At 68.9% G+C, this 25,820-nt stretch carries 29 protein-coding genes, 1 tRNA gene and 1 pseudogene; 24 read left to right on the forward strand and 7 right to left on the reverse strand.

Translation table 11 applies throughout. The features are described from left to right. Window positions 1-13: 13 nt before the first annotated feature. The 5 genes from ACQEVY_RS29315 to ACQEVY_RS29335 all read left to right on the forward strand — a co-directional run bounded on the left by ACQEVY_RS29315 (window position 14) and on the right by ACQEVY_RS29335 (window position 4,511). Window positions 14-214 carry a hypothetical protein gene (locus ACQEVY_RS29315; protein WP_432952367.1) on the forward strand — a complete coding sequence of 67 codons (201 nt, stop codon included), beginning with the start codon at window positions 14-16 and terminating at the stop codon, window positions 212-214. Beyond that, window positions 211-597: a type II toxin-antitoxin system death-on-curing family toxin gene (locus ACQEVY_RS29320; protein ID WP_432952368.1), complete on the forward strand. Its 387-nt coding sequence runs from the start codon at window positions 211-213 to the stop codon at window positions 595-597. The genes ACQEVY_RS29315 and ACQEVY_RS29320 overlap by 4 nt, the downstream gene beginning before the upstream one ends. Window positions 598-725: 128 nt before the next feature. After that, window positions 726-2,522: a DEAD/DEAH box helicase gene (locus ACQEVY_RS29325; protein ID WP_432955457.1), complete on the forward strand. Its 1,797-nt coding sequence runs from the start codon at window positions 726-728 to the stop codon at window positions 2,520-2,522. A gap of 379 nt (window positions 2,523-2,901) precedes the next feature. Then, entirely contained in the window at window positions 2,902-3,549 is a 648-nt protein-coding gene (locus ACQEVY_RS29330; RefSeq protein WP_432952369.1) for an IclR family transcriptional regulator, read from the forward strand. A 170-nt stretch (window positions 3,550-3,719) separates the two neighbouring features. After that, complete coding sequence (locus ACQEVY_RS29335) at window positions 3,720-4,511, forward strand: S16 family serine protease (protein ID WP_432952370.1); 792 nt, start codon at window positions 3,720-3,722, stop codon at window positions 4,509-4,511. Between the two features lie 47 nt (window positions 4,512-4,558). Here the strand turns inward: ACQEVY_RS29335 and ACQEVY_RS29340 are convergent, their stop codons facing one another. Further along, the gene (locus ACQEVY_RS29340) at window positions 4,559-5,032 is read right to left on the reverse strand and encodes an Lrp/AsnC family transcriptional regulator (RefSeq protein ID WP_432952372.1); all 474 of its coding nucleotides are present in this window, start codon (window positions 5,030-5,032) and stop codon (window positions 4,559-4,561) included. 124 nt (window positions 5,033-5,156) lie between these two features. Between ACQEVY_RS29340 and hppD the strand changes: the two genes are divergently transcribed. The 4 genes from hppD to ACQEVY_RS29360 all read left to right on the forward strand — a co-directional run bounded on the left by hppD (window position 5,157) and on the right by ACQEVY_RS29360 (window position 10,325). Then, the gene (gene hppD, locus ACQEVY_RS29345) at window positions 5,157-6,302 is read left to right on the forward strand and encodes a 4-hydroxyphenylpyruvate dioxygenase (RefSeq protein ID WP_432952374.1); all 1,146 of its coding nucleotides are present in this window, start codon (window positions 5,157-5,159) and stop codon (window positions 6,300-6,302) included. A gap of 60 nt (window positions 6,303-6,362) precedes the next feature. Continuing rightward, window positions 6,363-7,769: an FAD-binding oxidoreductase gene (locus tag ACQEVY_RS29350; protein WP_432952375.1), complete on the forward strand. Its 1,407-nt coding sequence runs from the start codon at window positions 6,363-6,365 to the stop codon at window positions 7,767-7,769. A 171-nt stretch (window positions 7,770-7,940) separates the two neighbouring features. Beyond that, window positions 7,941-9,545, forward strand: a complete 1,605-nt coding sequence (locus ACQEVY_RS29355; RefSeq protein ID WP_432952376.1) for an RDD family protein — start codon at window positions 7,941-7,943, stop codon at window positions 9,543-9,545. 144 nt (window positions 9,546-9,689) lie between these two features. Further along, window positions 9,690-10,325 (forward strand): RDD family protein, encoded by a 636-nt coding sequence (locus ACQEVY_RS29360; protein ID WP_432952377.1) that lies wholly within the window; start codon window positions 9,690-9,692, stop codon window positions 10,323-10,325. 33 nt (window positions 10,326-10,358) lie between these two features. On the opposite strand, the gene ACQEVY_RS29365 is transcribed toward ACQEVY_RS29360, so the two are convergent. Continuing rightward, entirely contained in the window at window positions 10,359-10,616 is a 258-nt protein-coding gene (locus ACQEVY_RS29365; RefSeq protein WP_432952378.1) for a hypothetical protein, read from the reverse strand. Window positions 10,617-11,105: 489 nt separating this feature from the next. Between ACQEVY_RS29365 and ACQEVY_RS29370 the strand changes: the two are divergent. After that, window positions 11,106-11,441: pseudogene (locus ACQEVY_RS29370) on the forward strand (hypothetical protein); the annotation flags it as partial. A gap of 67 nt (window positions 11,442-11,508) precedes the next feature. Here the strand turns inward: ACQEVY_RS29370 and ACQEVY_RS29375 are convergent. Both ACQEVY_RS29375 and ACQEVY_RS29380 read right to left on the reverse strand, forming a co-directional pair. Next, a complete protein-coding gene (locus ACQEVY_RS29375; RefSeq protein WP_328771261.1) occupies window positions 11,509-12,093 on the reverse strand; it encodes a nicotinamidase in 585 nt (194 codons plus the stop codon). Window positions 12,094-12,302: 209 nt separating this feature from the next. Continuing rightward, a complete protein-coding gene (locus tag ACQEVY_RS29380; protein WP_432952379.1) occupies window positions 12,303-13,631 on the reverse strand; it encodes a nicotinate phosphoribosyltransferase in 1,329 nt (442 codons plus the stop codon). 202 nt (window positions 13,632-13,833) lie between these two features. Here ACQEVY_RS29380 and clpS point away from each other — a divergent pair, with 202 nt between their 5' ends. From clpS to ACQEVY_RS29420, 8 genes are all read left to right on the forward strand, one after another. Next, on the forward strand, window positions 13,834-14,151 hold the full coding sequence (gene clpS, locus ACQEVY_RS29385) for an ATP-dependent Clp protease adapter ClpS (protein ID WP_328771263.1): 318 nt from the start codon (window positions 13,834-13,836) through the stop codon (window positions 14,149-14,151). A 12-nt stretch (window positions 14,152-14,163) separates the two neighbouring features. After that, entirely contained in the window at window positions 14,164-14,769 is a 606-nt protein-coding gene (locus tag ACQEVY_RS29390) for a DUF2017 domain-containing protein (RefSeq protein ID WP_328771264.1), read from the forward strand. A gap of 270 nt (window positions 14,770-15,039) precedes the next feature. Next, window positions 15,040-16,578, forward strand: a complete 1,539-nt coding sequence (locus ACQEVY_RS29395; protein WP_432952380.1) for an alanine/glycine:cation symporter family protein — start codon at window positions 15,040-15,042, stop codon at window positions 16,576-16,578. Window positions 16,579-16,678: 100 nt separating this feature from the next. Then, window positions 16,679-17,101 carry a Mov34/MPN/PAD-1 family protein gene (locus tag ACQEVY_RS29400; protein ID WP_432952381.1) on the forward strand — a complete coding sequence of 141 codons (423 nt, stop codon included), beginning with the start codon at window positions 16,679-16,681 and terminating at the stop codon, window positions 17,099-17,101. 79 nt (window positions 17,102-17,180) lie between these two features. Next, window positions 17,181-17,276 carry a putative leader peptide gene (locus ACQEVY_RS29405; protein ID WP_004000920.1) on the forward strand — a complete coding sequence of 32 codons (96 nt, stop codon included), beginning with the start codon at window positions 17,181-17,183 and terminating at the stop codon, window positions 17,274-17,276. 120 nt (window positions 17,277-17,396) lie between these two features. Next, window positions 17,397-17,675 (forward strand): MoaD/ThiS family protein, encoded by a 279-nt coding sequence (locus ACQEVY_RS29410; RefSeq protein WP_432952382.1) that lies wholly within the window; start codon window positions 17,397-17,399, stop codon window positions 17,673-17,675. A gap of 17 nt (window positions 17,676-17,692) precedes the next feature. Continuing rightward, a complete protein-coding gene (locus tag ACQEVY_RS29415) occupies window positions 17,693-18,643 on the forward strand; it encodes a PLP-dependent cysteine synthase family protein (RefSeq protein ID WP_432952383.1) in 951 nt (316 codons plus the stop codon). Window positions 18,644-19,320: 677 nt separating this feature from the next. Continuing rightward, on the forward strand, window positions 19,321-20,073 hold the full coding sequence (locus tag ACQEVY_RS29420) for an MBL fold metallo-hydrolase (protein WP_165344311.1): 753 nt from the start codon (window positions 19,321-19,323) through the stop codon (window positions 20,071-20,073). A 119-nt stretch (window positions 20,074-20,192) separates the two neighbouring features. Here the strand turns inward: ACQEVY_RS29420 and ACQEVY_RS29425 are convergent, their stop codons facing one another. Further along, on the reverse strand, window positions 20,193-21,458 hold the full coding sequence (locus ACQEVY_RS29425) for a PTS transporter subunit EIIC (protein WP_432952384.1): 1,266 nt from the start codon (window positions 21,456-21,458) through the stop codon (window positions 20,193-20,195). Window positions 21,459-21,780: 322 nt separating this feature from the next. On the opposite strand from ACQEVY_RS29425, the gene ACQEVY_RS29430 reads away from it, so the two are divergent. From ACQEVY_RS29430 to rdgB, 4 genes are all read left to right on the forward strand, one after another. Beyond that, window positions 21,781-22,014 (forward strand): glucose PTS transporter subunit EIIB, encoded by a 234-nt coding sequence (locus tag ACQEVY_RS29430; protein ID WP_432952385.1) that lies wholly within the window; start codon window positions 21,781-21,783, stop codon window positions 22,012-22,014. 140 nt (window positions 22,015-22,154) lie between these two features. Then, window positions 22,155-22,892, forward strand: a complete 738-nt coding sequence (rph, locus tag ACQEVY_RS29435; protein WP_432952386.1) for a ribonuclease PH — start codon at window positions 22,155-22,157, stop codon at window positions 22,890-22,892. A 161-nt stretch (window positions 22,893-23,053) separates the two neighbouring features. After that, window positions 23,054-23,458 (forward strand): hypothetical protein, encoded by a 405-nt coding sequence (locus tag ACQEVY_RS29440; protein WP_432952387.1) that lies wholly within the window; start codon window positions 23,054-23,056, stop codon window positions 23,456-23,458. Window positions 23,459-23,539: 81 nt separating this feature from the next. Next, entirely contained in the window at window positions 23,540-24,142 is a 603-nt protein-coding gene (gene rdgB / locus ACQEVY_RS29445) for an RdgB/HAM1 family non-canonical purine NTP pyrophosphatase (RefSeq protein WP_432952388.1), read from the forward strand. A 62-nt stretch (window positions 24,143-24,204) separates the two neighbouring features. Here the strand turns inward: rdgB and ACQEVY_RS29450 are convergent. Next, window positions 24,205-24,288 (reverse strand) — tRNA-Leu (locus ACQEVY_RS29450). A 133-nt stretch (window positions 24,289-24,421) separates the two neighbouring features. Further along, window positions 24,422-24,889, reverse strand: a complete 468-nt coding sequence (bcp, locus tag ACQEVY_RS29455; protein WP_432952389.1) for a thioredoxin-dependent thiol peroxidase — start codon at window positions 24,887-24,889, stop codon at window positions 24,422-24,424. 104 nt (window positions 24,890-24,993) lie between these two features. On the opposite strand from bcp, the gene ACQEVY_RS29460 reads away from it, so the two are divergent. Both ACQEVY_RS29460 and ACQEVY_RS29465 read left to right on the forward strand, forming a co-directional pair. Continuing rightward, window positions 24,994-25,407 (forward strand): DUF3618 domain-containing protein, encoded by a 414-nt coding sequence (locus tag ACQEVY_RS29460; protein WP_432952390.1) that lies wholly within the window; start codon window positions 24,994-24,996, stop codon window positions 25,405-25,407. A gap of 57 nt (window positions 25,408-25,464) precedes the next feature. After that, the gene (locus ACQEVY_RS29465) at window positions 25,465-25,806 is read left to right on the forward strand and encodes a GroES family chaperonin (protein ID WP_328828255.1); all 342 of its coding nucleotides are present in this window, start codon (window positions 25,465-25,467) and stop codon (window positions 25,804-25,806) included. Window positions 25,807-25,820: the final 14 nt, after the last annotated feature.

Raw genomic sequence — 25,820 nt, forward strand, 5'->3', positions numbered from 1 at the left:
CTACCCTCGCCTCATGAAAGAGCTGACTCTCCGCCTCGACCCCGCCCTGCGGCAGGCGCTCGACGACCTCGCGGACGCGCAGGGCCGCATGCCCGAAGCGATCGCGGAGGAGGCCGTACGCAAACATCTGCACGCGGAGGGCAGGCTCGTCCGCTCGCTCGCCGAGCCGATCGCCAAGGAGCACACCGAGTTGCTGAGGAGGTTGGGGGAGTGACCCGTCACCTCACCGTCGCCGAGGTCGTGGACATCGCCGAGGTCGCCTTCGGCGGTCGTCCTCCCGAGGCCCGGGAGCCGGGGCTGCTGGCTTCGGCCGTGCACCGGCCGCGCGCCCGCATGTTCGGCACGGCTGCCTACCAGGACCTGTACGAGCAGGCCGCCGCGCTCCTTCATGCCCTTGCCGCCAACCACCCCTTGGTGGACGGCAACAAGCGCACGGCCTGGCTGGCCGCAGCCACCTTCCTCGCCGCCAACGGCGTGGACCTCGCGACATGCGACCAGGAGGTGGCGTACGACCTGGTCATCGACGTGGCGTCCGGTGCCGAGGGTGATATCGGGGTGATCGCGGGCCGACTGCGCGCCCTGCGAGCGGAACTGTGAGGTGGATCCCATCCACGGGTCGGGCGGCGTAGCCCGCGCGTTCCCCCAACCGGGCCGCCGATAAGGTGGCCCGGTTGTCATACGCACCCCTCATACGCACCGAGCCGCCCAACCACCCCACGGAGACCGTGACTACCACCGCCAACACTCCCTCCTCACACCACCTGTCGCCCGCCTTTCCCGGGCGTGCCCCTTGGGGTACCGCCAGTAAGTTGCGTGCCTGGCAGCAGGGGGCGATGGAGAAGTATCTGCAGGAGCAGCCGCGTGACTTTCTTGCCGTTGCCACGCCCGGTGCCGGTAAGACGACCTTCGCGCTGACGCTTGCCTCGTGGCTGCTGCACCACCATGTCGTGCAGCAGGTGACAGTGGTCGCGCCGACCGAGCATCTGAAGAAGCAGTGGGCCGAGGCGGCGGCGCGGATAGGGATCAGGCTGGACCCGGAGTACAGCGCGGGGCCGCTCAGCAAGGAGTACCAGGGGGTCGCGGTCACGTATGCCGGTGTGGGCGTACGGCCCATGCTGCACCGCAACCGTGTCGAGCAACGCAAGACGCTCGTCATCCTCGACGAGATCCACCACGCCGGCGACTCGAAGTCCTGGGGCGAGGCCTGCCTCGAGGCGTTCGAGCCCGCGACCCGCCGCCTCGCGCTCACGGGTACGCCGTTCCGCTCCGACGCCAACCCCATCCCCTTCGTGGCGTACGAGGAAGGCAACGACGGGATCCGGCGGTCCGCCGCCGACTACACGTACGGCTACGGCAGCGCGCTCGGCGACGGCGTGGTCCGGCCCGTCATCTTCCTCTCCTACAGCGGCAATATGCGGTGGCGTACGAAGGCGGGCGACGAGATCGCGGCCCGCCTCGGCGAGCCCATGACCAAGGACGCCGTCAGCCAGGCCTGGCGCACCGCCCTCGATCCGCGCGGCGAGTGGATGCCGAGCGTGCTGCGCGCCGCCGACCAGCGGCTCACGGAGGTGAGGAAGGGCATCCCGGACGCCGGCGCCCTCGTCATCGCCTCCGACCAGGACTCGGCACGGGCGTACGCCAAGCTGATCCGCGAGATCACGGGCGACAAGGCGACCCTCGTCCTGTCCGACGACGCCGGCGCGTCCGAGCGGATCGACGAGTTCAGCCACAGCGACGACCGCTGGATGGTCGCCGTCCGCATGGTCTCCGAGGGCGTGGACGTGCCCCGGCTGGCCGTCGGCGTGTACGCGACCACCATCTCCACGCCGCTCTTCTTCGCACAGGCCGTCGGCCGCTTCGTACGGTCCCGGCGGCGCGGCGAGACCGCCTCCGTCTTCCTGCCGACCGTCCCCGACCTCCTCACCTTCGCCAACGAGATGGAGGTCGAGCGCGACCACGCCCTGGACAAACCGAAGAAGGAGGGCGAGGAGGACCCGTACGCCGAATCCGAGAAGGAGATGGAGGAGGCGAACAAGGAGCAGGACGAGGACACCGGCGAACAGGAGGAGTTCGCCTTCGAGGCGCTGGAGTCCGAGGCCACCTTCGACCGCGTGCTGTACGACGGCGCCGAGTTCGGCATGCAGGCGCATCCGGGGAGTGAAGAGGAGCAGGACTACCTCGGGATTCCGGGGCTTCTCGAACCCGATCAGGTGCAGATGCTGCTCCAGAAGCGCCAAGCGCGCCAGATCGCGCACAGCCGCAAGAAGCCCGCCGACGAGGCCGACCTCCTCGAACTCCCCGCCGAGCGGCGGCCGGTGGTCACGCACAAGGAGCTGCTGGAGCTGAGGAAGCAGCTCAACACGATGGTCGGGGCGTACGTCCACCAGAGCGGCAAACCGCACGGCGTGATCCACACCGAGCTGCGGCGCGTCTGCGGCGGGCCGCCGAGCGCGGAGGCGACGGCGGGGCAGTTGAGGCAGCGGATCGCCAAGGTGCAGGAGTGGGCGACCCGTATGCGGTGACACATGTTCGTGCAGGTGTACGAGGGTCAGGGCGCCGGTCTCGTTGCGTACGGGACCGGCGCATTGGTGTGTGCGCGTTGTGCGGGGGTGGTGCACAGGGAGTGATGTGCGCCGGGCGTACCAGGACAAACGCAACACCGCTCTCACTGGACACTGACCGGATTCTGGACGGAGTCTTCCGCTGAGCGAACCGGGTCGCTACTGTCCCGCTACGCACACGCCCCGTGGCAGCGCCGCCGCGGAGCGCAGCCGGTGCCCGCCCGGGGTCGTACCCGGGACGCTTGCCGACCGGCGGCCTCTGAAGCGCGTCGCCGTTGGGACCGGTGACGCAACCGCCGCGGAGGGGGCCGTCGACTCTCACCACTAAGGAGTGGGCGTCGTGACCGCGGAGACCTCTCAGACGCTCGACCGAGGACTGCGTGTCCTCAAGTTGCTCGCCGACACCGATCATGGGCTGACGGTCACCGAGCTGTCCAGCAAGCTCGGGGTGAACCGGACTGTTGTGTACCGGCTGCTCGCCACGCTTGAGCAGCATGCGCTTGTACGCCGTGATCTGGGTGGTCGTGCCCGGGTGGGGCTCGGGGTGCTGCGGTTGGGGCGGCAGGTGCATCCGTTGGTGCGGGAGGCTGCGTTGCCCGCGTTGCGGTCGTTGGCCGAGGACATTGGCGCTACGGCGCATCTGACTCTGGTCGATGGGACGGAAGCGTTGGCTGTTGCTGTGGTGGAGCCGACGTGGACGGATTATCACGTGGCTTATCGGGCGGGGTTTCGGCATCCGTTGGATCGGGGGGCTGCGGGTAAGGCGATTCTTGCGGCGCGGGCGGCTGCGGGGACCGTTGACGATCCCGGGTACACGCTTACGCATGGGGAGTTGGAGGCGGGGGCGAGTGGTGCGGCTGCGCCGTTGCTGGGGGTTACCGGGGTGGAGGGGAGCGTGGGGGTTGTGATGCTTGCGGATTCCGTGCCGGAGAGGGTGGGGGCGCGGGTTGTGGACGCGGCCAAGGAAGTGGCCGAGGCGTTGCGCTAGCTGCGGGTTTTCTTTCCCCAGCCCCGCCCCTTCCCGAAACTGGGGGCTGCGCCCCCAGGCCCCCACGGGCCGTATGTCGGGTGCGAGTACGTTGTGGCTGGTCGCGCCGTTCCCCGCGCCCCTTACGGGGCGCACACGGCCGGAAATCCCCCTCACGTTAGATTGATCCCGTGCTCTCTCGCCTATCTCGTCCCCGGGCCCTTACCCTCTGCGCTCTGCCCGTCGTGGCTCTTCTCGCCGTGACGGTCTTTGTGCCGTTGCCGTTTGCTGTGGCTCAGCCGGGGATGACCGCTGATGTGTTGGGGGAGAACCGGGGGGAGCCCGTCATCACCATCAGTGGGGCGGAGACTCATGACACGCGTGGGCAGTTGCGGATGACGACCATCGTGGCCACCGGGCCCGATGCTGATGTGCGGCTCGTGGACGTGGTCGATGGGTGGTTCGACACCGACCGGGCCGTGATGCCGCTGGACTCCGTGTATCCGAGTGGGGACACCGTCAAGGAGATCGAGGAGTACAACGCCGAGGAGATGCGGGAGTCCCAGAACACCGCCACCGAGGCCGCCTTGAACTACCTCGGCGAGGACTCCGGTGACATCAAGGTCACCCTGAAGCTCGCCGACGTCGGCGGACCCAGTGCCGGGCTTCTCTTCTCGCTCGGCATCGTCGACAAGCTCGACGGTGACGGCAGCGGTGGCGACCTGACCGGTGGCCGGACGATCGCGGGTACCGGCACCATCGACGCGGACGGCACGGTGGGCGCCGTCGGCGGTGTCGCCCTCAAGACGCAAGCCGCCAAACGCGACGGGGCGACCATCTTCCTCGTACCGAAGGCCGAGTGCTCGGACGCGGAGTCGGAGCTGCCCAAGGGGCTGCGGCTGATCCCGGTGACGACGCTGAAGGGCACGGTCGAATCCCTCCGCGCCCTGGAGACGGGCCGCGGCTCCGTCCCCAGCTGCTGAACACCCAGGCCGACTATGCCTGGCCAGCTGCTGAACACCCAGCCCGGCTACGCCTGATCCTCCGCCGCCTGCTCCACCAGCGGGATGATCCGCAGCGGTACCGGGTTCTCCATGACGATCGCCGTGGCGGCCCGCACGATGCCCTCGAAGCCCACGACCCGGTCGATCACCCGCTGAAGATCGGCGTTGGAGCGGGCGACGAGGCGGCACAGCATGTCGCCGCTGCCCGTCGTCGTGTGCAGCTCCAGGACCTCGGGGACAGTCGCCAAGTGGGCGCGTACGTCCGTGCCTTGGCCCTGTCGGATCTGGAGGGTCGCGAACGCCGTGACGGGGTACCCGAGCGCCGCGGGGTCCACTTGTGGGCCGAATCCGCGGATGACGCCGTTCGACTGGAGGCGGTCGAGGCGGGCCTGGACCGTCCCGCGGGCGACACCCAGCCGCCGGGACGCCTCCAGCACCCCGATCCGCGGCTCGCGCGCCAGCAGCACGAGAAGCCGGCCGTCCAGCTGATCGATCCCCATGGGAGGCCTCCGCAGATGGTCATCCTGTACAGAAGTACCGACTGTACGCGCCATTCACTGCGCACATTGTCCAGTGAATACGCGAACTATTGCGCACCTTGCGGAACGGAGGGAGCGTAACGCCATGACTGAGACCATCCACCACACCCCTGGTACCGCGCGCGACGCAGACCCGTTCCCGGTCAAGGGAATGGACGCGGTCGTCTTCGCCGTGGGCAACGCCAAACAGGCGGCGCACTACTACTCCACCGCCTTCGGCATGAAGCTCGTCGCGTACTCCGGACCGGAGAACGGCAGCCGCGAGACCGCCTCGTACGTCCTGACCAACGGTTCGGCGCGCTTCGTCCTCACCTCCGTCATCAAGCCCGCCACCACCTGGGGCCACTTCCTCGCCGAGCATGTGGCCGAGCACGGCGACGGCGTGATCGACCTCGCCATCGAGGTCCCGGACACGCGCAGGGCGTACGCGTACGCGATCGAGCACGGCGCCCGCTCGGTCGAGGAGCCGTACGAGATGAAGGACGAGCACGGCACCGTCGTACTCGCGGCGATCGCCACGTACGGGCAGACCCGGCACACGCTCGTCGAGCGGACGGGATACGACGGCCCGTATCTGCCCGGCTTCGTGGCCGCCGACCCGATCGTGGAGCCGCCCGCCCATCGCACGTTCCAGGCCATCGACCACTGCGTCGGCAACGTCGAGCTCGGCCGGATGAACGAATGGGTCGGCTTCTACAACAAGGTCATGGGCTTCACGAACATGAAGGAGTTCGTGGGCGACGACATCGCGACCGAGTACAGCGCGCTGATGTCGAAGGTCGTCGCGGACGGCACGCTCAAGGTCAAGTTCCCGATCAACGAGCCCGCCATCGCCAAGAAGAAGTCCCAGATCGACGAGTACCTGGAGTTCTACGGCGGCGCCGGCGTCCAGCACATCGCGCTGAACACGAACGACATCGTCGAGACGGTACGCACCATGCGGGCGGCCGGAGTCCAGTTCCTGGCCACGCCGGACTCGTACTACGACACGCTGGGGGAGTGGGTCGGCGACACCCGCGTCCCCATCGAGACCCTGCGAGAGCTGAAGATCCTGGCCGACCGCGACGAGGACGGATACCTGCTGCAGATCTTCACCAAGCCGGTCCAGGACCGTCCGACCGTCTTCTTCGAGATCATCGAACGGCATGGCTCGATGGGCTTCGGCAAGGGCAACTTCAAGGCCCTGTTCGAGGCGATCGAGCGGGAGCAGGAGAAGCGGGGCAATCTCTGACCGGCCGGTTACCGCGGAGCGTCTCATGGGGTTCACACCGGTGCCCCTTGATGCGACGCTGTGATCATGAGCCGTATCGAAGCCCCTCGCGATGAAGTGACGGGGAACCTTCTCGACCGTCTGCTCGCGGGGCTGCCGGCCGAGGCGGTCCTGACCGACCCGGACGTCACGGTCTCGTACGCCAACGACATGGCCAGCTTCTGCGAGGCCGGGACGCCCGCCGCCGTCGTGCTGCCGCGGACCGTCGAAGAGGTCCAGCACGTCATGCGCATCGCCACCGAGCTGCGCGTCCCGGTCGTCCCACAGGGCGCCCGTACGGGGCTGTCGGGCGGCGCCAACGCCTCCGAGGGCTGCATCGTGCTGTCCCTCATCAAGATGGACCGGATACTCGAGATCAACCCGGTCGACCGGATCGCCGTCGTCGAGCCCGGCGTCATCAACGCCGCGCTGTCCCGCGCCGTGAACGAACACGGCCTGTACTACCCGCCGGACCCCTCCAGCTGGGAGATGTGCACGATCGGCGGCAACATCGGCACGGCCTCCGGCGGCCTGTGCTGTGTGAAGTACGGGGTCACCGCCGAGTACGTACTCGGGCTGGACGTCGTCCTCGCCGACGGCCGCCTCATGACCACCGGCCGCCGCACGGCCAAGGGCGTCGCCGGGTACGACCTCACCCGCCTGTTCGTGGGCTCGGAGGGCTCGCTCGGCATCGTCGTACGGGCCGTACTGGCGCTCAAGCCGCAACCGCCGCAGCAACTGGTGCTGGCCGCCGAGTTCGCCTCAGCGTCCGCCGCCTGCGATGCCGTGTGCCGGATCATGGAGGGCGGGCATGTGCCGTCCCTCCTCGAACTGATGGACCGTACGACGGTGAAGGCCGTCAACGCCCTGGCGAACATGGGCCTCCCTGAGACCACCGAGGCCCTGCTGCTCGCCGGCTTCGACACCTCGGACCCGGCCGCCGATCTCGCCGCGCTCGGCGCCCTGTGCGAGGCCGCGGGCGCCACCCAGGTCGTCCCGGCCGACGACCTCGCCGAGTCCGAACTGCTGCTCCAGGCACGGCGGTTGTCCCTCACCGCGCTGGAAGCGGTCCGGGGCGTGACGATGATCGACGACGTGTGCGTGCCCCGTTCGCGGCTCGGCGATCTGATCGAGGGCGTCGAGCGGATCGCCGAGAAGCACCAGCTGACCATCGGCGTCGTCGCCCACGCCGGCGACGGCAACACCCACCCCACCGTCTGCTTCGACGCGGGCGATGCCGACGAATCCCGCCGCGCCCGCGAGTCCTTCGACGAGATCATGGCCCTCGGCCTGGAACTCGGCGGCACCATCACCGGCGAACACGGCGTGGGCATCCTGAAGAAGGAATGGCTGGCCCGCGAGATCGGCCCGGTGGGCCTGGAGATGCAGCGCGCGATCAAGACGGCCTTCGACCCGCTGGGCATCCTCAATCCCGGCAAGGTTTTTTGACCCACCGTCAGATATTGAGCGGTCCGGTGTGTGAGCAGTCCGGTATTCGGGAAGGCGTGGCGGAACCTTGCCCGAACGGGGTAGGTACTGGCGGACCGGACGTGACCGTTGCTCCGGTCTGATAGATGTGGATCCCCCAAACGACCCCCGAGCAGATACGGGACGACGGACATGAGCGCCCCAACCCCGGCCCCCGGCGACGACAGGCCCCGCGAAGGGTATTACCCGGACCCGTCCATTCCTGGATACGTCCGGTACTGGAACGGTGCCTCGTGGGTGCCCGGCACCAGCCGCCCGGCGCCGTCCGCCGGCGAGTCGCTGCCGACGCCACCCGGTGGCCGCGCGGCTCCGGCCGCCACCGCTAACGGCCCCGGCGCCACGGAGGAGACGGGCCCGCACTTCTTCGACGAGGACCCGCCCGCCGCGGCCCCCTCGCCCGCCGAGGCCCAGCACGGCAGCAGGCCCGAGCCCGCGGCCGCGTGGGGCGCCGACCGCTCCCGGCAGACCGGTTTCGGCGGTGAGCAGGACCGCCGGGTCTCCTGGGGTTCGCCAGCCGACCCGCGCGTACCGTCCGAGCCGGCCCAGCCGGAGGGCAGGTCCGAGCACACCGACGGTACGGTCACGTTCCGCGCGCCCAAGTCCGAGGACCGCATCGAGGACAAGCCCCGGGACACCGGGGACGTCCAGGACGCGCAGCCTCCGGCTTCCGGCGGCACCGTCCGGTTCCGCAGACCCACGGGGCGGGTGCGACCGGCCGCGGGCTCGGAGGAGAAGCCGTCCGGAGCGCGCCAGGACGCCTCGCCCGGGTCCGGCTCGCCGCGGTCCAACGGTGGAGCCTCCGGCGTCCCCAAGGCCCGTAACCCTCTCGCTTCCGAGGGCACGATGGCGTTCCGGGCCGTCACACCGCGGCAGCGGCAGCTGCGCGACCCGCAGGTCCCGGGCCCGACCGCGGGCGGCACAGGACCGGCCACAGAGGCCCCGGCCGCGGGGAGCCCGACCGCCGCCGCCCACACGGGTCTCGCCCAGGGCGCCTCCGCCTCGACGGCCGGTACGCAGAGCCCTGCCGTACCCGCCCAGTCCACGGACTCCCCGGCCTCTCCCGCCACACCCTCGACCCCTTCCGCACCTTCTACGCCCGAGTCGTCCACCCCCATGGCGCCGGGCGTCGGCGGTGGGCAGCCCTCCTGGGCGCAGCAGGTGCACCGCCTCGCCGGGGCCGAGAACGAGCCGCCCGTCGTCCCCTGGAAGCCGGTGTCCGAGGACCCGTTCCAGGCCGCCGCACGGGCGCAGGCGTCCGCGCGTCCCGCCGGGCTCGGCAAGCGGCTGGTCGCCCGGTTCGTGGACTCGCTGATCCTGGGCGCCGTCACGGGCGCGGCTGCCGTGCCGCTGGGCATCAGAGCCCTCGACCACGTCAACGACAAGATCGACGCGGCCAAGCTGTCCGGCGAGACCGTCACGGTCTGGCTGCTGGACGGCACGACGGGCGCGTACCTCGGCATCGTCCTCGCCGTCATGCTGCTCTTCGGTGTCCTGTACGAGGCGCTGCCCACCGCCAAGTGGGGCCGTACGCTCGGCAAGAAGCTGTGCGGTCTCCAGGTGCGGGACATCGAGGGCGGCGAACCCCCGACGTTCGGCGCGGCCCTGCGCCGCTGGCTCGTCTACAGCGTCCCCGGACTCCTCGGCATCGGTGTCCTGGGTGTCCTGTGGGGCCTGTTCGACCGCCCGTGGCGCCAGTGCTGGCACGACAAGGCGGCGCACACGTTCGTAGCGGGCTGACGCAATGGGCTGAGGTGCCGGTGGAGCCGGGGGCCGACCCACGAGGCGACCCCCGCACCACCCGCCCGCGGCCCCTGGGAAGCAGCTAGCCCGGACGGCTCCCCGCCCATTGCGTCGCCGGTAGCTTCGCGGTCGACTCGAGGTATGACGACCGAGCCGCCGCCTCCCCCGGAAGACGATCCGTTCAAGAAGCGTCAGCCGCCACCCGGCGAGGGCGGCGGCTCTCCGTACGGCACTCCGTCGGAGGGCCCGGAGGGCGAGGGGACCACACCCCCGCCGTACGCGGGCGACCCCTACGGCGGTGGCCCGTACGGCAACGAACCCCTCGCCGGGATGCCGCCCCTCGGCGACAGCCCCAAGCGCGTACTGGCGCGGATCATCGACATGATCCTGGTGGGCGCCGTGTCATGGCTGCTGGCGTGGGCGTTCGGCGCCACCGACTACGGCACGGAGAACGGGACCGTCCAGTACAGCGAGTCCCTCGGCCAGTCCGTGATCGCCGCGGTGCTCTACGTCGCGTACGACACCGTCCTGACCGCCAGGGACGGGCAGACGCTCGGCAAGAAGCTGTTCCGTATGCGGGTGGCGAACCTCAACGACGGCTCGACGCCCTCCTGGCAGAACTCGCTGACCCGGGCGCTGGTCCTGTGGCTGCCGTTCGCGTTCTGCTGTGCCTGCATCTGGACCGCGATCACGGGCGGCTGGAGCTTCTTCGACAAGCCCTACAAGCAGGGTCTGCACGACAAGCCGGCGAAGACCGTGGTGGTCAGCACCGGCTGAGTCGGGCGGTTCGGTGTGAGCCGAGCGGCGCGGTCAGCGCTCGCTGCCGCTGGCGACCGGAACGGATTCGGCGACACGCTGCCGGGCGGCGACGGGCGCGGCGACCGGTGCGGCCGGTTTCTTCGGAACGGGCACCGTCATGGCCACGAGTAGGCCGAGGGCGAGAGCGGAGAGCGCGATCACCGCGATTCCCGGGCCCGAACTCGTCTGAGACAGCAGCAGCATGGCGAGGGTGGAGAAGATCACGGTGCAGGAGCCGTAGGCGAGCTGTGCGGCGGTCGGACGAGGCATGAGCGTTCCTCGGGTCGGGGGTCTCCCCCCGTGCCTCTCGCCAAGGGGGAGGTTGCGGATACGAATCAGGGGGTGACAACGGTCTCGACTTGGCAATCCGCTGATCTCCAGCGCGCCGCCAGCCGACTCTATCGGCTGTCTGCCCGAGTGGAACCAGCGGTAAGCGTGACCTAACACACGGTGCCGTTGCACGGGGGGCGCACGGAGTCATGGAGTCCACCAACTGGACGGTCCGGCGCGCCGGTTGAGCGCTGCACCAACCACGCGGCGCTTCGTGGCGGATAACTGACACCGGCATCAAGATCACGCCCGGAGAGGAGCCTCGTAATGCCTCGATGATCACGGCGACGGCCTTGACCAAGTCGAAACAAATGACGTTCCGGCAGGTCAGCGCATGATCGTCCAGAGGCCTCTGGCGGCTGGCGGCCGATCGTGTTTAGGTGCCTGCTGTGGCTCTCTTATTGACAGTGTTTCTCACGGGGGTGTGATGTGGCCGTAGGAGGTTTCTGCAAGCTGCCGAACGGCAGTGTGGTGGTGGCGTTGAATCTGCCCACCCCCTCCGCCATGGGCGGCACCGGCTGCGTACGCATACTCGTGCACGCTCAGAACCGGGCCCGCGCGCTGACGCGGGTACGCAACCTCGGCATGCGGGCGGTCTATCTGCGCGGCAACGCCGAGCCGCCGACGCCCGACGAGATCACCGCGGTCCTGCACCATCCCGACGGCCTCATATGGCGCACGCCACCCGGCGGCGACACCACCGCCACGACCACGGAGCTGTGGCGCCCGATCCGCGCCCTGAAGCGGCGTACGGCTCCCGGCGCGCAGGCTTCCAGGCCCGCCGCTCCCAAGCTCGCCAAACCCGCCAAGCCCGCCAAGCCAGCTGAACCGGCTAAACGATGGGCTTCCCGGTGAGCTCCACACCCGCCTCGCGCAGCTCCTCCAGGGCCCGCTCGGTGGTCTCCTCGGCCACTCCGGCCGTGAGGTCGAGCAGCACGTTCGTACGGAAGCCCTCGCGGGCCGCGTCCAGCGCGGTGGCGCGGACGCAGTGGTCGGTGGCGATGCCGACCACGTCGACCTCGGTGATCTGGCGGGCACGCAGCCAGTCCGCCAGCGTGACGCCGTTCTCGTCGGCGCCCTCGAAGCCGCTGTACGCCGCGGCGTACGCGCCCTTGTCGAAGACCGCGTCGATCGCGCCGGAGGCGACCGCCGGGGCGAAGTTCGGGTGGAAGCCCACGCCCTCCGTGCCGGCCACGCAGTGTTTGGGCCAGGAGTGCTCGTAGTCGGGGTTCTCGGAGAAGTGGTCGCCCGGGTTGATGTGGTGGTCGCGGGTGGCCACGACATGGCGGTAGCCGGCGGGCGCCTGCCCGATCAGCTCCGTGATGGCGGCGGCCACGTCTGCCCCTCCGGGCACGGCGAGGCTGCCTCCCTCGCAGAAGTCGTTCTGCACGTCGACGACGATCAGTGCGCGGCGCATGGTCGTGTCCTCAAGTTGTGTAGGTCCTACCCCCATACGGGGCCCCGGGGCGGGCATTGGCCTTGCTGTTCCCCCTCACCGCCGGTTCATTCGTCTTCGGGGTGAGGCTGTCCGGAGTTGTGTGCCGGATACGCCCTGGCCTGAACTTCCCACATGCCGGACGCAATCGGGCGTACCCAGGCGCACGCATCGGGCGTACGCGGGCGTGCTCAGACGTACTCGGTCGGGATCACCGCCTCCCCGCGGGACAGCTGGGTCGCGGACAGCGGCAGATTGGCGCGGGCCGCCGCATGCCGTTCCCGTACGACATCCAGGGCCTCGCGGGCGACGACCTCGCCGCCCTTTATCAGCTCCACCAGCAGCTGACGGTCCGCCAGCTCCGCCGGAACGGTGCCCGTGCCGATCACCTCGGCCTCTGCGACACCTTCCTCGTCCAGTCGCCGCGCGGCCCACTTCCGGCCGCCGATGGACGTCTTGCCGCCCATCGACTTCTTCGCCACCGGCACGAGCGGAGCCTGCGGATCCGCCGACTCGGCACGGGCGACCAACTTGTAGACCATCGAACACGTCGGATGGCCGGATCCCGTCACCAGCTGGGTGCCCACTCCGTACGCGTCCACGGGCGCCGCGGCCAGCGAGGCGATCGCGTACTCGTCCAGGTCCGAGGTCACGACGATCTTCGTGTCGGAGGCGCCCAGCTCGTCGAGCTGCTGCCGCACCCGGTGCGCCACCAGCAGCAGGTCACCGGAGTCGATGCGCACGGCACCGAGCTCGGGACCGGCGATCTCGACGGCCGTCCGTACGGCTTCGGCCACGTCGTACGTGTCCACCAGCAGCGTCGTGCCCCGGCCCAGCGAGTGCACCTGGGCCTGGAAAGCGTCCCGCTCGCTGTCGTGCAGCAGCGTGAAGGCGTGGGCGCTGGTGCCGACGGTGGGGATGCCGTAGCGGAAGCCCGCGGCCAGGTCGGAGGTGGTCGTGAAGCCGCCGACGTACGCCGCTCGGGAGGCGGCCACGGCGGCCAGCTCATGGGTGCGCCGGGCGCCCATCTCGATCAGCGGCCGCTCGGCCGCGGCCGAGGCCATCCGGGAGGCGGCGGCGGCGATCGCCGAGTCGTGGTTGAGGATCGACAGGATCACCGTCTCTAGGAGCACGCATTCCGCGAAGGTGCCCTCCACGCGCAGGATCGGCGAGCCGGGGAAGTAGACCTCGCCCTCGGGATAGCCCCACACATCGCCACTGAAGCGGTACGAGGACAGCCACTCGAGGGTCGGCTCGTCCACGACGCGGCGCTCGCGCAGGAAGCCGAGCACATCCGCGTCGAACCGGAAGTTCTCGACCGCGTCAAGGACTCGCCCGGTGCCCGCGACGACGCCGTAGCGCCGTCCCTCGGGCAGCCGCCGCGTAAAGACCTCGAAGACCGAACGACGCTCGGCGGTGCCGCCCGCGAGGGCGCCCTGCAGCATGGTCAGCTCGTAGTGATCCGTGAAGAGCGCTGTCGACGGGACGTCCACAGGCAACCCAAGCTCCGCTACACCCACGAAAGCTCTCCTCGCAGTGACTCTCCGGTGCCCCGGGGTCGGCCGGGGGTCCGGGGGTTGTCCCCCGGTTTATGCAGCATGGCAATGGATGATACCGCCAATCTCGTCACTCTGACGATTTCTGCGATGTGAGGTTCACGGCGCCTTCCGTACGGCGTTCCCGCCGGGGCCGTTTGGCCGCGTACCCCCCTCTGGTGGCAGCATGGGCCATGTGACGGCTCCCGCACCTCTAGAGATCGAAAAGACCGAGTCGGCGGAGGAGGTCTCCGCCGTACCCGAGCCGGATGTCCCCTGGGTCACGATCGTGCACAACGACCCGGTCAACCTCATGAGCTATGTGACGTACGTTTTCCAGACGTACTTCGGTTACTCGAAGGACAAGGCCACCAAGCTCATGCTCGACGTCCACCACAAGGGCCGTGCCGTCGTCTCCAGCGGGTCCCGCGAGGAGATGGAGCGCGATGTGCAGGCCATGCACGGTTACGGTCTGTGGGCCACCCTCCAGCAGGACCGGAAGTAGCGAACTCACTCCATGCCAGGACAATTCGAACCGCTCCCCGGCGGCGGCGCGGCCGTCGCCCTCGACGAGGTCGAGATCTCCATCATCCGCTCGCTTGCGGTTCAGCTCCTGGAGCTCATCGGTCCCGGACCCGCGGAGGACGCCACCGAGGACCCGCTCGCCGAGCTGTTCTCGGAGGGCCCCAGTGAGCCGCCCGCCGACCCCGTACTGCAACGCCTCTTCCCCGACGCCTACAGCGGGCCCGACGTAGAGGCCACCTCGCCCGAGCAGGCCGAGGAGCAGCGCCAGTACTCCGCGGAGTTCCGCCGCTTCACCGAGAACGACCTGCGCGCGGGCAAGCGGGACAACGCTCTTGCCGTGATCCGCTCCCTGGACGCGCTCGCCTCGGCCGGCGAGGGCGGGGCCGTACTCAAGCTGTCGACGGAGGAGTCCCAGCAGTGGCTGGGCGCCCTCAACGACCTGCGGCTCGCGATCGGCTCCCGGCTCGACGTCGTCGACGAGGAGGACACCGACCTCCTCTACCGGCTGCCGGACGACGATCCGCGCAAGCCGATGGTGATGGCGTATCTGTGGCTGGGCGGGCTCCAGGAGACGCTCGTCGAAACGCTTATGCCGTGAGGCAAAGGAATTGGTGTTCGCTCAGAAGACGCTCAATTCCGGATAACGATCCCGTTACCGCCCCTGGAGGTTTGCGCCCCAGGGGCAGCTTTGCGTGATTTGGGTCACTCAAGGCCCCGTGGTGAACGTGATACGACTTCCTGACTCCTTCGTGGGTCGGCCTTTGCCATGCGCGCACCGGCCCTTTACCTGTCCCCCCACCGCTGCTTACGTGTCCCCCCAACTGCTGCGTCACGCCAGCACGTTCCCTGCACTGCCGAGGTAGACCTCATGTCACTCGAGTCCGTCACCAATTCCATCGACGACGCCGTCAGCGATTTCTTCGAACCCGTCGCCGAGCATGTCGGCAATTTCGTCTTCTATGCCGTGCCCGTCGGCGACACCGAGCTTCCGCTCATCGTCGCCTGGCTCGTGATCGCGGGCCTGGTCTTCACCACCTGGTTCGGGCTGATCCAGGTACGCAGGTTCAAGCTCGCCTTCGATGTCGTGCGCGGCAAGTACGACGAGGACGGCTCGCCCGGTGAGGTCAACCACTTCCAGGCGCTGACCGCCGCCGTCTCCGGCACGGTCGGCCTCGGCAACATCGCCGGTGTCGCCGTCGCCGTCTCCATCGGCGGCCCCGGCGCCACCTTCTGGATGATCCTTTGCGGCCTGCTCGGTATGGCCACCAAGTTCGTCGAGGTCACCCTCGGTGTGAGGTACCGCGAGGAGCACGCGGACGGCACCGTATCCGGCGGACCGATGCACTACCTGCCTAAGGGGTTCGCCGAGCGCTTCGGTAAGGGGGGCGCCAAGTTCGGCAAGGTGCTCGCCGTACTGGCCTCCATCATGATCCTCTTCTTCGGCCTGTTCGGCGGCAACCTGTTCCAGACCAACCAGAGCTACGCGCAGGTCGCTTCGACCTTCGGCGGCGAGGACGGCTTCATGGCCTCCTCCGCCGGTGCCGTCCTCTTCGGCCTGGTCGTCGCCGCACTGGTCGGCCTCGTACTGCTCGGCGGCATCCGCTCCATCGCCTCGGTCACCAGCAAGCTCGTCCCGGCGATGGCCGGCCTGTACATCGTGGCCTGCATTGTCGTCATCGTGGGGAACATCAGCGCGGTGCCCCAAGCGGTGGAGGACATCATCGACGGCGCGTTCAACGCCCCCGGTGTCACCGGCGGTGTGCTCGGCGCCCTGATCGTCGGCTTCCAGCGTGCCGCCTTCTCCAACGAGGCCGGTCTGGGCTCCGCCCCCATCGCCCACTCCGCGGTCAAGACCAAGCACCCGGCGAGCGAGGGTCTGGTCGCCCTGCTGGAGCCGTTCATCGACACGGTCATCATCTGCACCATGACCGCGCTGACCATCACCATCGCCAACCCGCCCAGCTATCTCGAGGCCCGCGAGGGCAAGGCGGAGGAGATCGGCGGCGTCACCATCACCTCCGACGCCTTCGCGACCGTATTGCCCTGGTTCCCGGACGTGCTGACCGTCGCGGTGCTGCTCTTCGCCTTCTCCACGATCCTGACCTGGGGCTACTACGGCCTCAAGGCGTGGACGTACCTCTTCGGCAAGAGCAAGGCCAGCGAGACCATCTTCAAGGCCCTGTGGAGCGTGTTCGTCGTGGCGGGCTCTCTGCTCTCCCTCGACACGCTGATCAGCCTGGCCGACTCGGCGCTCTTCACGCTGGCGGTGTTCAACATCATCGGCCTCTACCTGCTCACCCCCTTCGTCAAGCGCGAGCTCAACTCCTTCCTGGAGTTCGTCAAGCGCCGCAAGGCGGGCCTGCCGGACGTGGCCGAGGAGCCCCAGCCCGCGAAGTCGCTCGACTGATCCGAGCCGCGCCGCAGCTCAGCGGCCATTGAGTTCAGCATGTGGGCCGCCTCGTACCACTCCTCGGTACGAGGTGGCCCCTCTGCTTATCCTGACGAGCATGCTCACCATCACCCAGGCCCTCGTGGACCAGATCGTCGCCCACGCCCGCAAGGACCACCCCGACGAGGCCTGCGGCGTCATCGCGGGCCCGGCGGGCACGGACCGCCCCGAGCGCTTCATCCCCATGCTGAACGCGGCCATGTCGCCCACGTTCTACGAATTCGACTCCGGCGATCTCCTCAAGCTGTACCGCGAGCTGGACGACCGCGACGAGGAACCGGTCGTCATCTACCACTCCCACACGGCCACCGAGGCCTACCCGTCCCGCACCGACATCTCGTACGCCAACGAGCCCGGCGCCCACTACGTGCTGGTGTCCACCGCCGACACCGACGGGCTCGGCGACTTCCAGTTCCGCTCGTACCGGATCGTCGAGGGCGAGGTCACGGAGGAGGAGGTCAAGGTCGTACAGGCCTACTGATCCCGCGATGCGGGCAAAAATCATCCACGATGTGAGATCACATTCCAGGACCCGGACCGGGAATCGATACGATGAGCCCATGGTTTCCCACGACGTGAGCGACAAGACGCCGGGCATGCTGCTCGTGGCGCGGCTGCACGTCGACCTGTGCAGACTCGCCAGCGCCATCTGTTGATGCCGCCTGCCGCCGTACGGCTGCTGTGAGAGCCGCGGCGCGGTTTATCGCGTACCACCTTGCAATTCCGCGCTGTCGCGCGCCCACCGACCTGACTTCTTCCGACAGGAGCCCGCAACCATGGCCATCGAGGTCCGCATCCCCACCATCCTCCGCCAGTACACCGACGGTCAGAAGGCGGTGGAGGGCACCGGTGACACCCTCGCCGATCTGTTCACCGACCTCGAGACCCGCCACTCGGGCATCCAGGCTCGCATCGTGGACGGCGGCGAGCTGCGCCGCTTCGTCAACGTCTACCTCAACGACGAGGACGTCCGCTTCCTCGACGGCATCAACACCAAGCTGACCGACGGCGACAACGTGACGATTCTGCCGGCGGTAGCCGGCGGCATGGTCTGACCGGGCTCTGATCCCTGATGCGCTACGACTCCCCGCTGGCCGCGGTGGGCAACACCCCCCTGGTGCGCCTGCCGCGGCTCTCGCCGTCCGCCGACGTCCGCATCTGGGCGAAGCTGGAGGACCGCAACCCCACGGGTTCGGTCAAGGACCGGCCCGCCCTGCACATGATCGAGCAGGCGGAGAAGGACGGCCGCCTCACGCCCGGCTGCACCATCCTCGAACCGACGAGCGGCAACACCGGCATCTCCCTGGCCATGGCCGCCAAGCTCAAGGGCTACCGCATCGTGTGCGTCATGCCCGAGAACACCTCGCAAGAACGCCGGGACCTGCTCGCCATGTGGGGCGCCGAGATCATCCCGTCCCCGGCGGCCGGGGGCTCCAACACGGCCGTACGCGTCGCCAAGGAGCTGTCCGCCGAGCACCCCGACTGGGTGATGCTCTACCAGTACGGCAACCCCGACAACGCCGGCGCCCACTACGCGACCACCGGCCCCGAGATCCTCACCGACCTTCCCTCCGTCACCCATTTCGTGGCGGGCCTCGGCACGACGGGCACCCTCATGGGCGTCGGCCGCTACCTCCGCGAACACAAGCCGGACGTCAAGATCGTCGCCGCCGAGCCGCGCTACGACGACCTCGTCTACGGCCTCCGGAACCTCGACGAGGGCTTCGTCCCCGAGCTGTACGACGCGTCCGTCCTGACCACGCGTTTCTCGGTCGGCTCCGCCGACGCGGTGACGCGCACGCGGGAGCTGCTGCAGCAGGAGGGGATCTTCGCGGGCGTCTCCACCGGGGCTGCGCTGCACGCAGCGATCGGCGTCGGCCGCAAGGCCGTCAAGGCCGGCGAGCCGGCGGACATCGTCTTCGTCGTCGCCGACGGCGGCTGGAAGTACCTGTCGACGGGCGTCTACACGGCGACGACGACGGAGGAGGCCATCGAGAGGCTGCAGGGTCAGCTTTGGGCGTAGCGGGGGCGGGGGTTGTTTCGCCCCCGCCGCCCCTACCCTCCCCCACTCTCGGCTTCGCTCGAGCGGGGGGACCCCCATCGTCCCCTGGGCTTCGCCCAGAGCCCACCAGGGGCTCCGCCCCTGGACCCCGCTGGGGCTGCCGCCCCAGACCCCGCATCGGCCTAGCGGCCTCGTCCTCAAACGCCGGACGGGCTGAGTAATGCCGGCCTCGGCTGCAGAGTTCAACCGAGGCGGCGCCATCATCAGCCCGGGCCAAAATCAGCCCGTTGGGGGCACCTCCCAGCGGTAGCTGGGGGAGTTTGAGGACCGGGGGTCCGGGGGCTGGCCCCCGAAACGGGGTCCGGGGCGAAGCCCCGAGCGGGTCCAGGGGCGCAACCCATGGCCGGGGTCTGGGGCGCAACCCATGGCCGGAGTCCGGGGCGGAGCCCCGAGCGGGGTCTGGGGCGCGGCCCCGAGGGGGGTCTGGGGCGGCAGCCCCAGCGGGGCCCAGGGGCAGCGCCCCTTGGTATGGGACGGGTAAGGGCGGCAGGGGCGAAAGCACCCCCGATTCAGTGACGCCGCAGGTGAGTTCGCCCACAAGACCCCCTTATGGAGGAGCGACCGGAGGTTTTGCGCCTTACGCTCGACGGACCGCACGACCCCCGACTTCACTCCCCGCCAGCGGAGGTTTCTGCTTTATGAAGCTCACCGTCGTCGGCTGCTCGGGGTCGTTCCCGTCCGCGGAATCGGCCTGCTCGAGCTACCTCGTAGAGGCCGACGGCTTCCGGCTGCTCCTCGACATGGGCAACGGTGCCCTAGGCGAGCTGCAGCGCCACTGCGGTCTCTACGACCTCGACGCGATCTACCTCAGCCATCTGCACGCCGACCACTGCATCGACATGTGCGCCTACTTCGTGGCGCGCTACTACCGGCACGAAGGCGGCCGAGCTGCCCCCATCCCGGTCTACGGCCCCGAAGGCACCGAGCACCGCCTCACCACCGCCTACGCCGACACCCCCAGCGCCTCCTCCATGAGCGAGGTCTTCGACTTCCACACGGTCAAGCCGGGCTCCTTCGAGATCGGCCCGTTCTCCGTGCACACCGAGAAGGTGAGCCACCCGGTGGAGGCGTACGGCATCCGCGTCGAACACGGCGGCCGGACACTCACGTACTCCGGGGACACGGGCGTCTGCGACCCGCTCGTCGAACTCGCCCGGGACGCCGACCTGTTCCTCTGCGAGGCCGCGTTCACCCACGGCAAGGAGAACATCCCCGACCTGCACCTCAACGGCCGCGAGGCGGGCGAGATCGCCGCCCGCGCCGCCGCCCGCCGCCTCGTCCTCACCCACATCCCGCCGTGGACGGACCCCCAGGTCAACCTCGCGGACGCCCGCGAGACGTACACCGGTCCGGTGGAACTGGCGACGCCGCGAGTGACGTACGAGATCTAGAGCCCGTACGTATGCGAGATCCTCGTATACGAGATCCAGAGCCCGTACGTACGAGAAGGTCCCCGGAGTCCGACTCCGGGGACCTTCTCGTACGTACGGGCAGAGGCTTGCCCTGAGCCCTACTTCGCCTCCGCCTTTTGCAGCTCCGCCAGCTCCTCGTCCGACTCGCGGCCCGGAGTCGGCAGGTTGAACCTGATGATCGCGAAGCGGAAGACCACGTAGTAGACCACCGCGAAGCACAAGCCCACCAGGGCCAGGCCCCATGGATTCGTCGCGATCCCGAGGTTCAGGAAGAAGTCGACCGCGCCCGCCGAGAAGCCGAAGCCGTCCTTCATGCCCAGCGCCCAGGTCAGCGCCATAGAGACGCCGGTGAGGACGGCGTGGATGGCGTACAGGACCGGCGCGATGAACATGAACGTGAACTCGATCGGCTCGGTGACACCGGTGACGAACGAGGTCAGCGCCAGCGAGACCATCATGCCGCCGACGACCTTGCGGCGCTCGGGACGGGCGCAGTGCACGATCGCCAGGCAGGCGGCGGGCAGCGCGAACATCATGATCGGGAAGAAGCCGGTCATGAACTGGCCGGCGCTCGGGTCACCGGCCAGGAAGCGCGCGATGTCACCGCTCTTGCCCTCGTACTCGCCCGCCTGGAACCACGGGAAGGAGTTCAGCAGGTGGTGCATGCCGATCGGGATCAGCGCACGGTTGGCGACACCGAAGATGCCCGCGCCCACAGAGCCCGAACCGACCAGCCACTCGCCGAGGTTGTGCAAACCGGTGCCCAGGACCGGCCAGATGTAGCCGAAGACGATGCCGATGAGCAGGCCGGCGAAGGCGGAGAGGATCGGGACGAGGCGGCGGCCGCCGAAGAAGCCCGCCCAGTCCGGCAGCTTGGTCCGGTAGAACTTCTGGTACAGCAGGGCGACGACGATGCCCATCACCACACCGCCGAGGACCTTGGCGTCCACGGGCGCGTCGACCATGACGACCTTGCCGTCGACGGCCTCGGCCACCTGCGGCAGGTTCGGGTCGGTGAACGTGGCGAGTACGTTCTTGAAGACCAGGTAGCCGACGACGGCCGCGAGCGCGGTCGAACCGTCCGACTTCTTGGCGAACCCGATCGCGATGCCCACCGCGAACAGCAGTGCCATGTTGTCGAGGATCGCGTTGCCGCCCGCCGACATAAAGCCGGCGATCTTGGTAATGAACTCGGGGAACGACTCGCGGCCGAGCATGTCGGCGTTGCCGAGGCGCACCAGGAGCGCGGCTGCGGGCAGGACGGCGACCGGCAGCATCAGGCTGCGGCCGATGCGCTGCATGACAGCCATCGCGCCGGAGCCCTTCTTCTTGTCGGCCGCGGGAGCGGCGCTGGCCGTGGACACAACTTCCTCCTGGAATCCTGGGGGGACGGTGGTGTCTCCGTGTGAGAGCGACGGAGCGACATGGGAGCGATATGCGAGCGACCCATGATCCATCGGCCGCCTGGTCTAAACCACTCAGTGGTGTAGACCTGTTGTAGCACGGTCAAGGGCGGATAAGGAACCCGCACTTTTCCTTTCTCGCCAACCCCGTGTTTGGCGGCCGTTGCAAACTGGTGTAGACCTGTGGGTTACTGCGACGCAGCGGCAATGTGGCGCAGCGGCGCAGTGACAACGCGGCAACGCGGCACATCGCGCCGGATCAACCGGATCAGGGGAGAACGACATGGCCACCAAGGCTGAGAAGATCGTCGCCGGACTCGGCGGCATCGACAACATCGAAGAGGTCGAGGGCTGCATCACCCGCCTCCGCACCGAGGTCGTGGACGCGAACCTGGTCGACGAGGCCGCCCTCAAGGCCGCCGGCGCACACGGCGTCGTCAAGATGGGCAACGCGATCCAGGTCGTCATCGGCACCGACGCCGACCCCATCGCGGCGGACATCGAAGACATGATGTGAGCCACCGGGCTCCAGCAGGACCCGGCCGCGTCGCTCACGCTTCAGCCGGCCCGCGGGACCGTCGCGCTCCAGCCGGCCTGAGGGACCGCTTTCGTTTACCGGAGGCGGCCCCTCCCCTCCAGGCCGCTAGGCTCAACGCCATGTCACGAATCGACGGCCGCACGCCCGAGCAGCTACGCCCCATCACCATCGAGCGCGGCTGGAGCAAGCACGCCGAAGGCTCCGTCCTCATCTCCTTCGGCGACACCAAGGTCTTCTGCACCGCCTCCGTCACCGAAGGCGTCCCGCGCTGGCGCAAAGGCAGCGGCGAAGGCTGGGTCACCGCCGAGTACTCCATGCTGCCCCGCGCCACCAACACCCGCGGCGACCGCGAATCCGTACGCGGCAAGATCGGCGGCCGTACGCACGAGATCAGCCGACTCATCGGCCGCTCCCTGCGCGCCGTCATCGACTACAAGCAACTCGGCGAGAACACCATCGTCCTCGACTGCGACGTACTCCAGGCCGACGGCGGGACCCGCACCGCCGCCATCACCGGCGCCTACGTCGCCCTCGCCGACGCCATCACCTGGGCCCGCACCAAAAAGCTCATCAGGGCCAGCCGCCAGCCCATCACCGGCACCGTAAGCGCCGTATCCGTCGGCATCGTCGGCGGCGTACCCCTCCTCGACCTCTGCTACGAAGAAGACGTACGCGCCGACACCGACATGAACGTCGTCTGCACCGGCGACGGCCGCTTCGTCGAAGTCCAGGGCACCGCGGAAGCCGAACCCTTTGCCCGCGAAGAACTCAACTCCCTGCTCGACCTTGCCGTTTCAGGCTGCGAAGAACTCGCTGTCGTACAGCGCAAGGCACTTGATACGGTCCTCGAAAGGTAAAGGACGCGTCAATTCCGCACCGAGAGGGGCCGCGCACCGCGGGCAACCACGGCAGCGGTCTCCGCGTCCCTACCAGTACGGGCGTACGGCACACCGCTGCACGCCCCGCCGCACCACACGGGGCCTCCTTAGGCCCGCAAAAGCAACGGGAGGACCGTTCCATGGCCGCGAGCCGACGCCCGCGACGTCGCAGTATCACCATCGCCTCCGCAGTGGCAGCCGTCGCGCTGACCGCCGGACTCACCACCGGCTGCGACGCCGTCAACAAGGCGCTGGACTGCGCCAGGACCGCCGACGCCATCGCCGACAGCGTCACCGAACTCCAGCAGGCCGTCGAAAACGCGGCGAACGACCCGACGCAGACCGGCGAAGCGCTCGACTCCATCGACAAGAACCTCAACGAGATCGGCGACAAGACCGAGGACACCGACGTCAACAAGGCCGTCGACGACCTCCAGACCGCCGTCACCAACGTCCGCGAATCCATCAAGAACGGCGACGAGACACCGGACATCAGCCCGGTCACGGACGCCGCAGGCGAACTCACGAAGGTCTGCACCTCGTAGAAGATCCCAGGGTTACGGAACCGGGGGGCGCCCTGAACGAGAGGAGCGCCCCCCACTCATGACCTGACTACTGTGAGAGCCATGACCCGCCTGATCCTCGCCACCCGCAACCACGGAAAGCTCACCGAGCTCAAGGCGATCCTCGCCGCCGCCGACCTCCACTACGACCTGGTCTGCGCGGACGCCTACCCCGACGTCCCCGACGTCAAGGAAACCGGCGTCACCTTCGCCGAGAACGCCCTCCTCAAGGCCCACGCCCTCGCCCAGGCCACCGGCCACCCCGCCGTCGCCGACGACTCCGGCCTCTGCGTCGACGTACTCGGCGGCGCCCCCGGCATCTTCTCCGCCCGCTGGTCCGGCTCCCACGGCGACGACCGCGCCAACCTCACCCTCCTCCTGGACCAACTCAGCGACATCCCCCACCCCCACCGAACCGCCCACTTCGCCTGCGCCGCAGCCCTAGCCCTCCCAGACGGCACAGAACGAGTAGTCGAAGGCCGCCTCCCCGGCACCCTCCGCCACGAACCAGCCGGCACCCACGGCTTCGGCTACGACCCCATCCTCCAGCCGGACGGGGATACGCGGACGTGTGCGGAGATGCCCCCGGAGGAGAAGAACGAGATCAGCCACAGGGGGAAGGCGTTTCGGGGGCTGGTGCCGGTGTTGCGGGAGTTGTTGGACTGACGCCCGGCGGGTGAGTACGCCGAAGGGCGCGGCACCGGGATGGTGCGCGCCCTTCGTGTACGTGCGGCCGGTGGGACTCGAACCCACATGGGATTTCTCCCAAGGGCACCTAAAACCCTCGCTTATACCGATTCAGCAACGGCCGCTAGCCGCCAGTCATCGTAGCGGGCTGGCGGCTGTGGCGCTGCGGCAGCTTCTGGTTCTGGCGCTGGCCCGTCTCCCTCTGCACCATGTGAACAACGCTGGTACGGGCCGCTCGTGCGGAAGTATGCAGGCTCCTCAGATTCCCAAGTCCTTGATGATCTTGGCGACGTGGCCGGCCGCCCGCACGTTGTACAGGGCTCGTTCGACCTTGCCCTCCTCGTCCACGATGATTGTGGAGCGGATGACGCCCATGTAGGTCTTGCCGTAGTTCTTCTTTTCGCCGTAGGCGCCGTAGGACTCGATGACCTTCTTGTCGGGGTCGCCGGCCAGGGTGACCTTGAGGGACTCCTTTTCGCGGAACTTGGCCAGCTTCTCCGGCTTGTCGGGGGAGATGCCGATGACGTCGTAGCCGGCGGATGCCAGGACGTCGAGGTTGTCCGTGAAGTCGCAGGCCTGCTTGGTGCAGCCGGGGGTGAGGGCGGCGGGGTAGAAGTAGACGATGACCTTGCGGCCCTTGTGGTCGGCCAGGGAGACCTCGTTGCCGTCGGCGTCGGGGAGGGTGAAGGCGGGGGCGGTGTCGCCGGGCTGGAGTCGCTCGCTCATCTCGGTTCGGTCTCCTTGCGGGGTGGTGGATACGGACCCGAGCGTAATGGGGGTGCCCGGGGGGTGTCCGGTGAGCGGAGCTGACAGACTGTCGGCCAGGACAGATGACCACATACGACCTTGGAGGCAGCGCGGTGTCGGAAACGTCGAGCACGCCGGACAGCAGAACTCCGGCGCAGATCGAGGCGGACATCAAGCGCCGCCGCGAGACCCTCGCCGAGACGCTCGACGAGATCGGCGCGCGGGTGCACCCGAAGACGATCGTCGGCGACGCGAAGGCCAAGGTCGTCTCGAACATCGACCACACCCTCGGCCGCGCCTACGTCGGCGTGAACCGCATGGTCAGCGATGTGCGGGGCCAGCTGGTGAACGACGAGGGCGCGCCGCGGCTCGAGCGCATCGTGCCGGTGGCGCTGGTGGTGGTCGGGGTCGTCGGGCTGCTCGCCGTGGGTTCCCGGCGCGGAGCCGTGAGCTCTCGGCGCGGTGGTTCCTTGGGCTCCCGGCGCCGCAAGCGCTGAGCCTCGGCCCGCCCCCTCCCGCGTACGGCCCCCGCAAAGCCAGGTAGGTTCAAGGGCGTGAGTGCGAACACCCATCACGACAAGTTGCCCATCCGGATGCTGCACGATCGAGTGCTCGTGCGGCAGGACACCACGGAGGGCGAGCGCCGTTCCGGTGGCGGCATCCTGATTCCGGCGACCGCGGCGGTGGGCCGTCGACTTGCCTGGGCCGAGGTCGTCGCGGTCGGGCAGAACGTACGGGCCGTGGAGCCGGGCGATCGTGTCCTGTTCGACCCCGAGGACCGCGCCGAGGTCGAGGTGCGCGGCGTCCCGTATGTGCTGATGCGCGAACGGGATCTGCATGCGGTGGCGGCGGACCGGTTCGAGGGGTCCGAGGACTCGACGGGGTTGTACCTGTAGCCGGCCCGTAGGCC

The organism is Streptomyces sp. CA-288835, assembly GCF_050936385.1.
Classification (GTDB): domain Bacteria; phylum Actinomycetota; class Actinomycetes; order Streptomycetales; family Streptomycetaceae; genus Streptomyces.

What these genes read in the sequence shown, in the direction of transcription:
- ACQEVY_RS29315 (WP_432952367.1), top strand. Translation starts at nt 14, where the DNA reads ATGAAAGAGCTGACTCTCCGCCTCGACCCCGCCCTGCGGCAGGCGCTC.
- ACQEVY_RS29340 (WP_432952372.1), bottom strand. Translation starts at nt 5,032, where the DNA reads ATGGGGATCGATCAGCTGGACGGCCGGCTTCTCGTGCTGCTGGCGCGC.
- hppD (WP_432952374.1), top strand. Translation starts at nt 5,157, where the DNA reads ATGACTGAGACCATCCACCACACCCCTGGTACCGCGCGCGACGCAGAC.
- ACQEVY_RS29355 (WP_432952376.1), top strand. Translation starts at nt 7,941, where the DNA reads ATGAGCGCCCCAACCCCGGCCCCCGGCGACGACAGGCCCCGCGAAGGG.
- ACQEVY_RS29360 (WP_432952377.1), top strand. Translation starts at nt 9,690, where the DNA reads ATGACGACCGAGCCGCCGCCTCCCCCGGAAGACGATCCGTTCAAGAAG.
- ACQEVY_RS29365 (WP_432952378.1), bottom strand. Translation starts at nt 10,616, where the DNA reads ATGCCTCGTCCGACCGCCGCACAGCTCGCCTACGGCTCCTGCACCGTG.
- ACQEVY_RS29375 (WP_328771261.1), bottom strand. Translation starts at nt 12,093, where the DNA reads ATGCGCCGCGCACTGATCGTCGTCGACGTGCAGAACGACTTCTGCGAG.
- clpS (WP_328771263.1), top strand. Translation starts at nt 13,834, where the DNA reads ATGGGCCATGTGACGGCTCCCGCACCTCTAGAGATCGAAAAGACCGAG.
- ACQEVY_RS29390 (WP_328771264.1), top strand. Translation starts at nt 14,164, where the DNA reads ATGCCAGGACAATTCGAACCGCTCCCCGGCGGCGGCGCGGCCGTCGCC.
- ACQEVY_RS29395 (WP_432952380.1), top strand. Translation starts at nt 15,040, where the DNA reads ATGTCACTCGAGTCCGTCACCAATTCCATCGACGACGCCGTCAGCGAT.
- ACQEVY_RS29400 (WP_432952381.1), top strand. Translation starts at nt 16,679, where the DNA reads ATGCTCACCATCACCCAGGCCCTCGTGGACCAGATCGTCGCCCACGCC.
- ACQEVY_RS29405 (WP_004000920.1), top strand. Translation starts at nt 17,181, where the DNA reads ATGGTTTCCCACGACGTGAGCGACAAGACGCCGGGCATGCTGCTCGTG.
- ACQEVY_RS29410 (WP_432952382.1), top strand. Translation starts at nt 17,397, where the DNA reads ATGGCCATCGAGGTCCGCATCCCCACCATCCTCCGCCAGTACACCGAC.
- ACQEVY_RS29415 (WP_432952383.1), top strand. Translation starts at nt 17,693, where the DNA reads ATGCGCTACGACTCCCCGCTGGCCGCGGTGGGCAACACCCCCCTGGTG.
- ACQEVY_RS29420 (WP_165344311.1), top strand. Translation starts at nt 19,321, where the DNA reads ATGAAGCTCACCGTCGTCGGCTGCTCGGGGTCGTTCCCGTCCGCGGAA.
- ACQEVY_RS29430 (WP_432952385.1), top strand. Translation starts at nt 21,781, where the DNA reads ATGGCCACCAAGGCTGAGAAGATCGTCGCCGGACTCGGCGGCATCGAC.
- rph (WP_432952386.1), top strand. Translation starts at nt 22,155, where the DNA reads ATGTCACGAATCGACGGCCGCACGCCCGAGCAGCTACGCCCCATCACC.
- ACQEVY_RS29440 (WP_432952387.1), top strand. Translation starts at nt 23,054, where the DNA reads ATGGCCGCGAGCCGACGCCCGCGACGTCGCAGTATCACCATCGCCTCC.
- rdgB (WP_432952388.1), top strand. Translation starts at nt 23,540, where the DNA reads ATGACCCGCCTGATCCTCGCCACCCGCAACCACGGAAAGCTCACCGAG.
- bcp (WP_432952389.1), bottom strand. Translation starts at nt 24,889, where the DNA reads ATGAGCGAGCGACTCCAGCCCGGCGACACCGCCCCCGCCTTCACCCTC.
- ACQEVY_RS29460 (WP_432952390.1), top strand. Translation starts at nt 24,994, where the DNA reads ATGACCACATACGACCTTGGAGGCAGCGCGGTGTCGGAAACGTCGAGC.